At 73.2% G+C, this 13,364-nt stretch carries 12 protein-coding genes; 9 read left to right on the forward strand and 3 right to left on the reverse strand.

What is annotated here, in order from left to right; translation table 11 throughout:
• The first annotated feature begins 64 nt into the window (after nucleotides 1-64).
• The 7 genes from ACIHCX_RS11480 (at nucleotide 65) to ACIHCX_RS11510 (ending at nucleotide 6,937) form a co-directional block, all read left to right on the forward strand.
• A complete protein-coding gene (locus ACIHCX_RS11480) occupies nucleotides 65-1,696 on the forward strand; it encodes a glycoside hydrolase family 20 protein (RefSeq protein ID WP_400028726.1) in 1,632 nt (543 codons plus the stop codon).
• A gap of 110 nt (nucleotides 1,697-1,806) precedes the next feature.
• On the forward strand, nucleotides 1,807-2,625 hold the full coding sequence (locus tag ACIHCX_RS11485; RefSeq protein ID WP_400028727.1) for a DUF4328 domain-containing protein: 819 nt from the start codon (nucleotides 1,807-1,809) through the stop codon (nucleotides 2,623-2,625).
• 178 nt (nucleotides 2,626-2,803) lie between these two features.
• Nucleotides 2,804-3,430, forward strand: a complete 627-nt coding sequence (locus ACIHCX_RS11490) for a hypothetical protein (RefSeq protein ID WP_400028728.1) — start codon at nucleotides 2,804-2,806, stop codon at nucleotides 3,428-3,430.
• A gap of 153 nt (nucleotides 3,431-3,583) precedes the next feature.
• Nucleotides 3,584-3,979 (forward strand): hypothetical protein, encoded by a 396-nt coding sequence (locus ACIHCX_RS11495; RefSeq protein ID WP_400028729.1) that lies wholly within the window; start codon nucleotides 3,584-3,586, stop codon nucleotides 3,977-3,979.
• Between the two features lie 129 nt (nucleotides 3,980-4,108).
• A complete protein-coding gene (locus ACIHCX_RS11500) occupies nucleotides 4,109-4,708 on the forward strand; it encodes an RNA polymerase sigma factor (RefSeq protein WP_400028730.1) in 600 nt (199 codons plus the stop codon).
• Between the two features lie 328 nt (nucleotides 4,709-5,036).
• Entirely contained in the window at nucleotides 5,037-5,699 is a 663-nt protein-coding gene (locus ACIHCX_RS11505) for an RNA polymerase sigma factor (protein ID WP_400028731.1), read from the forward strand.
• Nucleotides 5,699-6,937 carry an extensin gene (locus ACIHCX_RS11510; protein WP_400028732.1) on the forward strand — a complete coding sequence of 413 codons (1,239 nt, stop codon included), beginning with the start codon at nucleotides 5,699-5,701 and terminating at the stop codon, nucleotides 6,935-6,937. Before ACIHCX_RS11505 ends, ACIHCX_RS11510 begins: the two co-directional genes overlap by 1 nt.
• 263 nt (nucleotides 6,938-7,200) lie before the next feature.
• Here ACIHCX_RS11510 and ACIHCX_RS11515 read toward each other — a convergent pair whose 3' ends face one another.
• A complete protein-coding gene (locus ACIHCX_RS11515; protein ID WP_400028733.1) occupies nucleotides 7,201-8,064 on the reverse strand; it encodes a L,D-transpeptidase family protein in 864 nt (287 codons plus the stop codon).
• 240 nt (nucleotides 8,065-8,304) lie between these two features.
• Here ACIHCX_RS11515 and ACIHCX_RS11520 point away from each other — a divergent pair, with 240 nt between their 5' ends.
• Nucleotides 8,305-9,885 (forward strand): methylmalonyl-CoA mutase, encoded by a 1,581-nt coding sequence (locus ACIHCX_RS11520; RefSeq protein WP_400028734.1) that lies wholly within the window; start codon nucleotides 8,305-8,307, stop codon nucleotides 9,883-9,885.
• Between the two features lie 98 nt (nucleotides 9,886-9,983).
• Entirely contained in the window at nucleotides 9,984-10,634 is a 651-nt protein-coding gene (leuE, locus tag ACIHCX_RS11525) for a leucine efflux protein LeuE (RefSeq protein ID WP_400028735.1), read from the forward strand.
• 144 nt (nucleotides 10,635-10,778) lie between these two features.
• Here leuE and ACIHCX_RS11530 read toward each other — a convergent pair whose 3' ends face one another.
• Both ACIHCX_RS11530 and ACIHCX_RS11535 read right to left on the reverse strand, forming a co-directional pair.
• A complete protein-coding gene (locus ACIHCX_RS11530) occupies nucleotides 10,779-11,837 on the reverse strand; it encodes an acyltransferase (protein ID WP_400028736.1) in 1,059 nt (352 codons plus the stop codon).
• A 171-nt stretch (nucleotides 11,838-12,008) separates the two neighbouring features.
• Nucleotides 12,009-13,364 carry a polysialyltransferase family glycosyltransferase gene (locus tag ACIHCX_RS11535; protein WP_400028737.1) on the reverse strand — a complete coding sequence of 452 codons (1,356 nt, stop codon included), beginning with the start codon at nucleotides 13,362-13,364 and terminating at the stop codon, nucleotides 12,009-12,011.

Raw genomic sequence — 13,364 nt, forward strand, 5'->3', positions numbered from 1 at the left:
GACGGGAGAGTTTGAGAACGTGCGGTGGACACGTTCGGCGGTCATGGGCCGTTAGGTTGGCCGGGTGAGCAAGCACAGACGCCGGGCTTCGGCGCGCAAGCCGCGGGGCACGCGGACTGTCGTCGGCGGCGCGTTCGCGACCGCGGTCGCCCTGGGCATCGGACTGGCCCTGTGGTCCTTCGGGGGCGACGGATCCCCGGCGGACGCGGCGGCGGGCGGCCCGGACCGGTCCGCCGGCTCGGCGAGCCCCGGCCCCACCCGCGCCTACCCGCTGTCGCAGGCACCCCGGACCATTCCCGCCGTGCGCTCCCACACCGCGGCCCGCGGTCCCGGCTGGCGCCCGCAGTCCGGGTCCCGGGTCGTGGTGGGCGACGCCTCCCTCGCCGACGAGGGGAAGCTGATAGCGAGCGAACTCGGACTGGCCTACTCCGGCCGGCGCGACGACGAGCGCCCGGGGGACCTGCGGCTGGCGCTGGACAAGGGCGGCGAGGGCCGGAACCCCGAGTCGTACACCATGACCGTGCGTGACGGCCGGGTGACCATCAGCGGGCCGGCCGACGCGGGCGTCTTCTACGGCACCCGCACCCTGAAGCAGGAGGTGCACGGCGGCGGCACGGCCCCGGAGGGGGTGGTCAAGGACGCGCCGGCCAAACCGCGGCGCGGTTTCATGGTGGACATCGCCCGCAAGCCGTTCACGGCCGCCTGGCTGGAGGACCGCGTACGGGAACTCGGCGACCTGAAGTTCAACGAGCTCGGCCTGCACTTCTCCGACGACCAGGGCTTCCGCATCGAGTCCGACACGCACCCGGAGGTCGTCTCCGCGGACCACCTGACCAAGGCCGAGGTCAAGCGGCTGGTCGACCTGGCCGCGAGCCGGCACATCACCGTCGTCCCCGAGATCGACTCGCCCGGCCACCTCGGCGCGGTGATCGCCGCCCACCCCGAGACGCAGCTGCGCAACGGGCCGGGCGTGGCCACGCGCGGCGCCGTCGACATCTCCGAGCCCCGGTCCGCCGCGATCGTCGACGACCTGCTCGACGAGTACGCGGCCCTCTTCCCCGGCGGTTTCTGGCACCTCGGCGGCGACGAGTACCAGGCGCTGGCCGCGCGCGACCCCCAGGCGGCCTACCCGCAGCTGGCCGCCGCCGCGCGGAAGGCCCACGGCTCCGGCGGCAACGTGGCCGACCTGACGACGGCCTGGCTCAACGACCGCGCCGCCACCGTCCGCGGACAGGACCGCACCCCGCGCGCCTGGAACGACGGCTTCTTCCGGAGTTCGTCCCTCTCGCCCGACCGGGACATCGAGGTCGCCTACTGGACGGGCAAGGAGTACGGCGCCCGGCAACCGACCGAGTACCTGGACGCCGGGCGGAAGGTGCTCAACTACAACGACGAGTTCCTCTACTACGTCCTCGGCGAGCCGCAGACCTTCGTCTACCCGGACGGCCGGCGCATCTACGAGAAGTGGAACCCGCGCGTGCTGCGCGGCACCGAGGCGGTGCCCGCCCGGTACGACGCGCAGATTCTGGGCGGCTCGTTCGCCGTGTGGTGCGACCTGGCGAACTCCCAGACCCAGGACCAGGTGGCGGCCGGCATCCGGATGCCGCTGCGGGCGACCGTCCAGAAGCTGTGGGACCCGGGCGAACCGGCGATGTCCTGGGCCGAGTTCAAGGAGCTCGCGGACAAACTGGGCTGACGCCGAATCGAGTGGACGTTCGAGGGTTGGGAGCCGTAGGTTCCGGGTGCCGCGCTCGGGGCTCCGGGGGGAGCCGCCGGCTCCACTGAGACACCCTGGGGGGACCCACCATGATCTGCGCACGCTGTCACCACTTCGCGGCCGTACCGGGCGGCACCCTGTGCACCGGCTGCTCGGCCGCTCCGGTACCGCCCGGCCCACCGAACGCGGGGATGCCGCCCGGCCCACCGAACGCGGGGATGCCGCCCGCCCCGCCGTACGCGGGGGTGCCGCCCGCCTGGCTGCGCTCGCCGGTCGGACTCGGCCGGGCCGCCGCCGCGATGCTCCTCCTCGCCGCCGCCGCCGACCTGTTCGCCGTCTGGACGGACGTCGTGATGTACGACGTCTCGGGCGACCTCATGAGCGGCGCGGTCGGCGCGGACCTGACGCGGCGGGCCGACGACGCCGACCTGTTCTACGCCGTCGCGGGTGTCGCCCAGCTGCTCACGCTGCTCGCCAGTTGTGCCGTCTTCCTGTGCTGGTTCTACCGGGTGCGGGTCAACGCCGAGGTCTTCGACCCCTTCGGGCACCGCATGAAGCGCGGCTGGGCGATCGGCGCGTGGTTCACCCCGGTCGTCAGCCTGTGGTTCCCGCGCAGGATCGCCGTGGACATCTGGGACGCCAGCAGCCCTGCGGCCGGGCCCAGGTCGAACGCGCTGGTCAACACCTGGTGGACGGTGTGGGTCATCGGGTTGATGGCCGGCCGGCTCGCCGCCCTCGACTACGACCACGCCGTCGAGGCCGACGACCTGCACTCCGCCGCCGGGGAGATGATGTTCAGCGACGTCCTCGACCTCGTCGCCGCCGTGCTCGCCGTCTTCGTCGTGCTCCGGCTGACCCGTATGCAGCACGAGAAGGCGCTGCGGGGAGCGGTGCCGGCCGCGGTCTGACCTCGCTTCCACGCGCCGTCCGCCGACCTCGACCGCCGGCCCCGGTCTTTGGCCGAAACCTTTTCTTATGCCAACTTGCTCGACTCCGCGTGCGACCCGTGTGAAACTACCGGCCGATCGCACGCAGTAAGGGCAAGTGCGGGCTCCGTTGAGGTCGGCGCCCTTTGAGGAGGCGTGGATGAGCCTGGTGGAACTGATCGCGCAGGCCGACGAGCGCGGACTGGCCGCCAGCGGACTGGCTTGTTTGGACCGGTGCGTGCCTCTGCTCGGAGGCGACGACGAGGTCCTGCGGCCGCTGTGGGGGAGCCTCGCCGAGGACTCCGCCCCCTCCCCGGGGGGCGACTGGGCCGAGCGGCTGGAGCAGGCGCGCGGCGCCCTGGACGCGCTGGACCCGCTGGGCGAGGAGGATGCCGAGGGCGCCGGGGACGAGGCCGTGCTGCTGGCCCGCCGGATGCTGGCCGCCGCGCCGGCCGCCCGGTCCGCGGCCGAGGTGCGGCAGTGGGCGGACGCCTGCTCGGTCGCCTCGCTCCAGATCCACCGGCTCCTCGACCCGGCCGAGGACGGCGCCCCCGCCGACTCCCTCCCCGAGGCGCTCGACTCCGTCCGCGCCGCCGGGAACCCCGCTCCGGGGCCCGCCGAGGGCATGTCGCCGCTGGTCGCCGGAGAGCTGCGCCGCCAGATCACCGTCCTGGAACTGCTCGCCGGGCACGGTCGTGCCGGACTCCGCCAGGCCCTGGAGGTCTCCACGGAGGGGCGCCGCGTCCTGCGGGCGGTGGTGTCCCGCCGGGCCCGCGGCCGGGTGTGAGCCGGGGCCCCGGGCGGGCCGGCGGCGTGGCGGGGATCTGTGAGCGTCCTGCGGGCGCGGTGCGGTGGTCCTGCGCCGGTTGCCGCCCGGGCCGCGATCACGGGTGACGAACCGCGGGCGGATCGCGCTCTTCCCTATGTGACAGCCCAGCATGTGACGACTCAGCAGCAGAGCAGGCCCCAGGCCGCCACCAAACCGGTGCGGTGGGCGGCGGACACCGTGACGGCGATGCGCGAGGGCGCTCGGCTGCGCCTTGACTACTCGGCGCAGAGCCTGTGGCGCGTCGACCGGACGATCGGAGAGCTTCGGCGCGAGGGCACCCCGCACGCGGCCGTACGGAGCGTGCTGCGCGGATTCGGCGCGTACGCCGGTGAGGTGATCGTCCGTCACGGCGGCGGCGCCGAGTGGTGGGTGAGCGGCGGCGAGCACTGGGTGCGCACCGCGGACGGGCGGCTGTGGGACCCCATGGAGGAGGCCGGGCGGTGCTTCACGGGCCAGGGATCGCTGCGGCTGCTGTGCCGGGACGCGATGGGGACCGGGCGGACCTGAGCCATGGCCGCGGGCCTGCTGACCGGCTGTGACACTTCTGTGGGAGCCGACGCTGATGACCGTGGAGGCGTGGACACGGCCGGTGGGTGGTGGGCACGTCTGGGGACTCGCTACGGACGAGGACGGTTCTTGGGCCAGGGAGGGGAACCCCGCCGCGCGCACGCGTACGACGGGGAGTTGGGTGCGGCCGTCGCGCGGGCCCAGGAAGGCGACGAGGAGGCCTTCGCCGTCGCGTACCGGGCCGTGCAGCCGGGACTGCTCGGGTATCTGCGCGGTCTCGTCGGCGACGACGCCGAGGACGTGGCGTCCGAGGCGTGGCTGGAGATCGCGCGCGACCTCGGCCGGTTCCGGGGCGACGGGGCGGGCTTTCGCGGCTGGACGGCGACCATCGCCCGGCACCGGGCGCTCGACCATCTGCGCCGCAAACGGGTGCGGCCCCGGGCCGCCGCGCTCGAACAGGACGTCCTGGAGCTGCCCGGTCCGTACAGCACGTATGACCAGGCCCTGGAGTCCGTGACCACCGAGCGCGCCCTCGACCTCGTCCGCGGGCTGCCCCGCGACCAGGCCGAGGCCGTACTGCTGCGGGTCGTCGTCGGCCTCGACGGCCCCACCGCCGCGCGCGTCCTCGGCAAACGGCCGGGCGCCGTGCGCACCGCCGCCTACCGGGGGTTGAAACGGCTGGCGCGGCAGCTCGAGGAGGAGGCCCCGGGCGGGGCGGGAGAGCCATGAGCACCGAGGCAACGGCCGGGGCCGCCACCCCCCACAGGAGAGGCCCCGGCCGTCGCGCGGCACGGGCCGCGCGGCCCGTATTCCTTACAGCGCCGAGGGTGCGGTTTCTGTCACACCTCGCCCCGGCTCCGGTTGGTCGCACGTTGTACGGTCATGGACGGCAGGCGGTTTGAGGCCGTAACGTGCCTTTCGCGCCGAGGCGTGGCGGGCATGGCCACCGCAGCGATCTGCCGCCTCGAACACCGCAACCATCAACTGAGGAACCACGACGGCCAGAGCCCGGTCCGCGACAGCGATGCCGGTTCAGTCGCAAGGAAGGGCACCACGGGTGCTGGGGGACGACGCGGAGCTGACCGCCGCGGTGCTCGCGGCGCAGGACGGGGACGAGACCGCGTTCCGGACTGTGTACCGTGCCGTGCACCCGCGGCTGCTCGGATACATACGCACGCTGGTCGGCGATCCGGACGCCGAGGACGTGGCGTCCGAGGCCTGGCTCCAGATCGCCCGCGATCTGGAGCGGTTCAGCGGGGACGCCGACCGGTTCCGCGGCTGGGCAGCCCGGATCGCCCGCAACCGCGCCCTGGACCACATACGCATGCGCGGCCGCCGCCCCGCGATCGGCGGCGACGAGACGGAACTGGCCGGCCGGGCCGCGGAGTCCGACACCGCGGGCGAGGCCATGGAGGCGTTGGCCACCGACAGCACCCTCTCGCTCATCGCCCGACTCCCGCAGGACCAGGCCGAGGCCGTGGTGTTGCGCGTGGTCGTGGGTCTCGACGCGAAGACCGCGGCTCAGACGCTCGGCAAGCGTCCCGGTGCCGTGCGCACCGCCGCGCACCGCGGTCTGAAACGGCTCGCGGAACTCCTCGGTGACGATCCGCAATCCCCCAGTGAACTCGAGGCGCTGCCGCCTCCGCGAGAACCGCGGGGCCGCGCGGTGACGTCCGCCGGTGTGACGCATACGCGGGCCCGGACGCAGAAGGACATGTGATGGCCGAGGAGCAGCACGGGTGGCTGGACCGCGACACGGCGGAGCGTCTGCTGCGCGGGGAGCCACTGGACACCGTCGACATCACTGTCCGTCACCAGGCCGAACGGCTCGCCAAGGCGCTCGGCGCCCTGTCCGCCGAGTCGTACTCGCCTCCTCCGGCCGCCCGGGCCTTCCCGGACCCGGCCGCGTCTCGCGCCTCCTCACCCGCCCCCGCGTACCCCGCCGACGCCGTGCTGCCCGGTGAGGCCGCCGCGCTGGCCGCCTTCCGCAAGGCGCGTGCCCAGCGGGCCGACGAGCGGGCCGCCGAGGAGACCGGCGCGGACCCCCGTCCGTTTCCCGCGGTCTCCGACGACGTCGGTCTCGTCCGGATCGGCACGCACGCGCGTGGCCGTACGGGAGGGCGGCCCCGGCGTGCCGGGCCGCGGCACCGGGGCCGACCGGTACGCCTCGCGGTGTCGGCCGCGCTGGCCGCGGGCGCGGTCGGCGGGGTCGCGGCGGCGGCCACGACCGGTGTGCTGCCGACGCCGTTCGGCGGCGACGAACCCGCGCCCGGCATCTCCGTCTCCGTCCCGGCGGCGCCGGAACGCCCGCTGGTGTCGCCCTCGCCCGGCGGCAACACGGGCGGTGGCCCCGGCACGCCGACGCCCGGCGGCGCCACGGTCGGCGCCCCCGACGGCGACACGGGGAGCACCGCACGCGAGGACGGCGCCGCTCCCGGCCACGACGCCTCCGCCGGCTCCGGCGACGGGCAGGGCGCCCTGGACGACGGCGGGAAGGGGCTGGTGTCGTCCTGCCGCGATCTGCGCGACGGCAGGAGCCTGGACTCCGACCGCCGGCGCGACCTGGAGGGGGCGGCCGGCGGTTCCGCGCGCGTGTGGACGTACTGCCGGGGTGTCCTGAAGGCGGCCGACGGCCGGTCCGGCGGCAAGGGCGGCGGCGACCGGGGCGAGAACCAGGGCGGCCAGAGCGGCCAGAGCCAGAGCGGCCAGAGCGGTCAGAGCGGCGGGAAGGGCCAGGACGGCCAGGGGGAGCAGGGCGACGACCAGGGAGGCGACCCAGGAGGCGACAGAGACGGCCGCGGCGGCGACGACCGCGGCCTTCGCAAGAGCCTCGCACCCATGGCGCCCGCCACGCGGTCCCCGAGCGTCGCCCGGTCGGTCCCGGAGCAGCCGGAGCAGCGGGAGCAGCCGGACCCGCCCTCGACGCCGTCGCCCGACCCCACCGGGAGCGCTCTGTGACGCTCCGCCTGCTGCCGCTGTGACCTGCGGATTCGTTCCGCCGGCAACATTCTCCCCATGGGGTGTGACGTTTTCCGCGGCACCGGCGCAGTACTGAGTGAGCCGACTGGTCATCGGCCACCGCACAGAGCCGGGGTTCCCCCCGTACCCACGGCTCGTGCATTTCGGCGCGGGCGGGACACGTTCCCCCGGTCCCGCCCGCGCCCCCAGTCCTCCTCCCGCGCCACTCTCCCCAAGCTGCCCGCCCTGCCCCGCCTCGCGGGTCACCAGTGCACGACGACCCTGTCGCCGACCCGCACCTGAGCGAACAGCCGCGAGACCGCCGCCTCGTCCCGCACGTTGACGCACCCGTGCGAGCCGCCCGCGTAGCCGCGCGCCGCGAAGTCGTAGGAGTAGTGCACGGCCTGGCCGCCGCTGAAGAACAGCGCGTAGGGCATGGGGGAGTCGTAGAGCGTCGAGACATGGTGCCGCGACTTCCAGTAGACCCGGAACACACCCTCGCGGGTGGGTGTGTACTCCGTTCCGAACCGCACCGCCATCGTCGAGAGCGTCCGCCCGTCCACCATCCAGCGCAGCGTCCGGGTGGTCTTGTCGATGCACAGCACCCGGCCGTTCAGGCAGCGCGCGTCGGGCGGGCCGGCCGGCTGCCCGCCCATCAGGTACAGCTCCCAGCGGCCCGGCTCGTGCGTCATCCCCAGCAGCCGCTGCCAGGTGACCGTGTCGGTCCGCCCCGTCCGCGGCAGTCCGCGCTTGCCCTGGAAACCCTTGACGGCCTGTTCGGTCAGGTCGTCGTAGGACCCGGTGGGCCCGTCGAACAGCCAGCCGATCTGGCGCAGCCGGGCCTGGAGTTCGCGCACGTCACGGCCGCTGTCGCCGCGGGACCACAGGACCTGGGCGGTGGCGCGGCCCGGGGTCCCGCCCTCGCCCGCGTCGCCGGGGGCGGTGGTGCGGCCGCCGGGAGCCGTGGTGCGGCCGCCGGGCGACCCGGTGTCCGGGATCTCGATGTGCACCGGCGAGCGCGGCCGCCCGTCCGCGTCCGGGGGCTGCACCGTACAGCCGCACACGACGGCCAGTGCCGCGGCCGCCGCGACGGCGGCGACCGCTGTCCTCGTGCCCCTGCTCCGCATGGCGCCCCCCCGTTGTCTCACCGGTGCCCGCGGCCGCCGGTACACCGGAATGTCTCCCCGCACGTGACGGGTGGCGAACCAGGGGGCAAGGTGGGGAGACAGAACGATGTTCCCGGCTGTGAGATAGCTCCCAGCCGGGGGCACTCCACCCGACGCACGGCCGCCGCTACAGTCCGTGGCGGGAGTTGGCGGTACTGGCGGGTAACCGGCGAGTAACAAGGAAACGCGGAGGCACACACCATGGCGCGCGAGTCGGAGTCGGGGCTGCCCATCGAGCCGGTCTACGGACCGGACGCCCTGAAGGGCTGGGACCCGGCCGAGAAGCTGGGCGAGCCGGGGACCTACCCGTTCACCCGCGGTGTGTACCCCACCATGTACACGGGCCGCCCCTGGACCATGCGCCAGTACGCCGGTTTCGGCACGGCGGTCGAGTCCAACGCCCGCTACAAGCAACTGATCGCCAACGGCACGATGGGCCTGTCCGTCGCCTTCGACCTGCCCACTCAGATGGGCCACGACTCCGACGCGCCGATCGCGCACGGCGAGGTCGGCAAGGTCGGCGTGGCCATCGACTCGATCGACGACATGCGGGTGCTGTTCGGCGGCATCCCGCTGGACAAGGTGTCGACGTCGATGACGATCAACGCCCCCGCGGCGCTCCTGCTCCTGCTGTACCAACTGGTGGCGGAGGAGCAGGGGGTCGGCGCCGACCGGCTGACGGGCACGATCCAGAACGACGTGCTGAAGGAGTACATCGCGCGCGGGACGTACATCTTCCCGCCCAAGCCCTCCCTGCGGCTGATCGCGGACATCTTCAAGTACTGCCGGGCCGAGATCCCCAAGTGGAACACGATCTCGATCTCGGGCTACCACATGGCCGAGGCGGGCGCGTCCCCCGCGCAGGAGATCGCGTTCACCCTCGCCGACGGCATCGAGTACGTCCGCACGGCGGTCGCGGCCGGCATGGACGTCGACGACTTCGCCCCGCGCCTGTCGTTCTTCTTTGTCGCCCGTACGACGATCCTGGAGGAGGTCGCCAAGTTCCGCGCGGCCCGCCGGATCTGGGCGCGTGTGATGAAGGAGGAGTTCGGCGCGAAGAACCCCAAGTCGCTGATGCTGCGCTTCCACACGCAGACGGCGGGCGTGCAACTGACGGCGCAGCAGCCCGAGGTGAACCTGGTCCGGGTCGCCGTCCAGGGCCTGGCGGCGGTTCTGGGCGGCACCCAGTCGCTGCACACCAACTCCTTCGACGAGGCCATCGCGCTGCCCACCGACAAGAGCGCGCGTCTGGCCCTGCGCACCCAGCAGGTCCTGGCGTACGAGACGGACGTGACCGCGACGGTGGACCCGTTCGCCGGGTCCTACGTCGTCGAGAAGATGACGGACGACGTCGAGGCGGCCACCGTCGCGCTGATGCGGAAGGTCGAGGACCTCGGCGGGGCGGTCTCGGCGATCGAGCACGGCTTCCAGAAGCAGGAGATCGAGCGCAGCGCCTACCGCATCGCCCAGGAGACCGACTCCGGCGAGCGGGTCGTGGTCGGCGTCAACCGCTTCGAACTCGACGAGGAGGAGCCCTACGAGCCGCTCCGCGTCGACCCCGCCATCGAGGCCCAGCAGGCCGAACGCCTGGCCAGGCTGCGCGCCGAGCGTGACCAGACGGCGGTGGACACGGCCCTGTCCGCCCTGAAGAAGGCCGCCAAGGGCGAGGACAACGTCCTGTACCCGATGAAGGACGCGCTGCGGGCCCGGGCGACGGTCGGCGAGGTGTGCAACGCGCTGCGCGAGGTGTGGGGCAACTACGTGCCGAGCGACGCGTTCTGAGCGACGGCCGCCCCGCGCCGAAGGGGCGGCCGGACCACCCGTCTCGTCCCCCGGAATCCGGCACCGCGGCGCCGGATCCGCGTGCGACACTCCTTGCCATGTTCGGAGTCATCCACCTCCCCACCTATCTGGCAGGGCTCGTCCTCATCGTCCTGCTCCCCGGCCCCAACTCGCTGTACGTGCTCTCCGTCGCCGCCCGGCGCGGGATACGCGCCGGGTACACCGCCGCGGCGGGCGTCTGGTGCGGGGACACCGTGCTCATGACGCTGGGGGCGGCCGGGGCCGCCTCCCTGCTGAAGGCGAACCCGGTGGTGTTCGGGATCGTGAAGTACGCCGGCGCCGGGTATCTGACCTGGCTCGCGGTCGGCATGCTGCGGGCCGGCTGGGGGATGTGGCGGACGCGACGCGAGACGGCGGCGGTCGAGGACTCCGCCCCGGCGGTCGCCGACGAGCGGCCGTTCCGGCGCGCCTTCCTCGTCAGCCTGTTCAACCCCAAGGCGATCCTGTTCGTCATCGCCTTCTTCGTGCAGTTCGTCGACCCGGCCTACGCCTACCCGGCCCTCTCCTTCGTTCTCCTCGGCGCCCTGCTCCAGCTGGCCAGCTCCCTCTACCTCAGCGCCCTGATCTTCGGCGGCACGAAGTTCGCCGCCGCCTTCCGCCGCCGCAGGCGCCTGTCGGCGGGGGCGACGTCGGCGGCGGGCGCCCTGTTCCTTGGCTTCGCGGTGAAGCTGTCGCTGTCGAGCGTGTAGCGCGGCGGATTGCCTGCGGGCGGCGTCGCCATCGCGGGATCCCGGTGAGCCGGGCGCCCTGGGGACGCGGGAAGGCCCCGCCCCCGTGAGTCCGGTCGTCCGGGCGGGGCGGGGCCTTTCGATGTGCGTGCAGGGGCGGCCGGTTCAGCCGAGCAGGCGCCGCAGGTTCAGCCTGCCCCACAGCAGGCTGGCGCTGAACGACAGGGCCATGACCGTGACCAGCAGACCGACCAGGAGCAGTCCCGCCACCGGTCCGCTCAGGTCCGGCGACACCAGCGGGGCGACGACCTCCTCGACGAACAGCACATGCACCATGTACGCGCCGAGCGCGGCACCGGCCAGCTTCTGCAGGAGCGGCCGCAGCTTCTCCGGGATCCGGATCCTGTTGATCAGGAGCAGCACGCAGAGGGTCAGGACAGCGACGAACAGGTGTGCGTTGGGGATCACGTAATGGACCTGCGTGTTGTACCAGAGGCACCCGGCCATGGCGAGCGGCGTCAGGACGAACAGCGGCCAGCGCCACCGTACGACCCCGGCCGGGAGGGCCAGCAGGAACGCGCCCCCGACCGCGTACACCAGCGAATAGGTGCCGAATCCCCAGGTCACCGTCGGCGTTCTGTGATGCGTGACCTCGGAGAGCGTGGTCAGCACACTCGGCGCGACCGCGATGCCGAGCAGCGCCGCTCCCAGCCCCCAGGGCCGCTTCCCGGCCTTGACCAGCATCGCGAACGCGAGCAGCGCGGTGATCGGGATGTAGCTGTACATGAACCACAGGTGATAGGCGGGCCGCACGGAGCCGAAGAGGGAGTCCACCGCCAGCTCGGTCATCGGCCGCTCGTTGCGGTCCCGCAGCCAGGCCCACACCAGGTAGACCGCCGTCCACACGAAGAGCGGAACGGTGTTGCGGACGATCCTCTTCCACATCCGGGCGCTGTCGCGTGGGGGCGCGCCGACCAGCACGGCCCAGCCGGCGATCGCGAAGTACGTGGGAACGGCGAAGGCGTGGATCCCCTCGACCACGTGTCCCGCCCAGTACGATCCGGAGCCGCCCGCCGGGTTGTTGCCGGTGGACTTGATGAACTGGGCGCCCGTGTGTCCCAGCATGACCATGGCGGAGCAGACCAGCCGCATCAGGTCGACGTCGAAGCGGTGTTCCCGCGGTGGGGCGGCCTGCTCGGACGAGGCGCTTCTCTGCTGCGGCACGTGTACGGCTATGTCATTGGGCACTGCGCAACTCTCGGGAAGTCCGGTGTACGGGAGTTGAAGAGCGGATGGCGCCGTTGCGTCCGGTGGGACTCGGTTGGCCGTCCGGGGCGGGTGGGACCGGTGGGACCGGTGGGACGGGCGGGTGAAGGAGACGGCCCTCCGCCCGCGTCACCCCATCCGGGCGCCGCGCCGTACCGCCCTGCGCACCACGCGCTTCGCACGGCTCACCTGGAGCTTCGCGCGCGATCGCGGCCGGCTGCCGGGAAGGCCGAGTTCGGCCAGCCGCAGCTCGGGGAAGTAGTGGCCGGGGCTGCCGGCCAGGTTGCTCCGCAGCCAGTCGGCCGTCGACTCCCGCAGCCTCGGGTACGCCTTGGGCTGCATGCAGAAACCGATCGCCCGGACCAGCGGTGACAACGTCTCGGGGGCCGTGCCGATCAGAGCCGGGGTCTCCTCGCGCTCCAGGTCGGGCACCAGATGGTCGACCACGGCCAGGGGCACGCGGTTGCTGTTCGGGTAGGGCTTGAGACGCCGCATCACCTGCGCGGTCCCGACCCGCGCGACCGGCACGTCGTAGTAGGCGGAGGCGGTCACCATCGCCGTCGAGAAGCAGCCGACGACGAGTTCGGGACGGCAGTGGTGGTAGAGCGTCTCGGCCAGCAGCGGCGCGTCCAGCACGGTGAGCCGGACGCCGGCGTCCGCCGCCGCCTTGCTCAGCGCCGCCGAGTAGCCGGCGGGCGCCGTCGGATGGGGCTTGAAGACCACGGACCGGTGCCCGGCGCGCACGGCCCCGGTCAGCATGCGGACGTGGAGGTCCTCCTCCTCCTGGGCGCTCAGGATGTTGATCGCCGCCAGGTACTGGCCGAGCAGCACCGCCGTCGGCGCCTCCTGGAGGACGGGTGCCAACCGCGGGTCGTCCGCCGCGTCCTGGGAGATCTCGTCGAGCACGCCGCGGAACGCCTGGTCCGGGACGATCTCGGGCTCGACGCCGTACTCGGACAGCAGCAGCGGTTCCAGGCCGGGGATCAGGTCGAGGTGGAGCAGTCGCCGGATGCGGCACGCGATGGTCAGCGGCAGCTTGTCCCGGGTCGGGCCGTAGCTCATGAGGCCGTCGGCGTACACATGGACGGCGCTCTCGGAGAAGATCGCCGCCAGCGCGCGGGCCGGGTTCACCTGGATCGACTCGACGGCGAGCTCGACCAGGTCCCGTTCGCCGATGCCCCACAGCAGACGGAACGCCCGCTGCCACACCACCGTGTCGTTCCCCCGCGGACCCCAGGCGCTGGGGTGGTACGGGCTGATCGCCTCGTTCCAGCTGACCACCGAGTCGAACCGGCCGGCTATGCGCTCGTAGCCGTGCATCTCGTCGAGGCGCAGGGCCGTCTCCGGCACGGCGGCGTTGTTGGAGACCAGCAGGACGCGCCGGGCTCCGTCGCGCGGTCCGAACAGGCCCGCGTCGAGCGCCGCGGCGAGAGTGGCCGCTCCGTAGAGGGTCGAGACCTGGAAGATCTGGGTCTTGCGGGGCAT

Source organism: Streptomyces sp. NPDC052043 (assembly GCF_044548235.1).
Classification (GTDB): Bacteria; Actinomycetota; Actinomycetes; order Streptomycetales; family Streptomycetaceae; genus Streptomyces.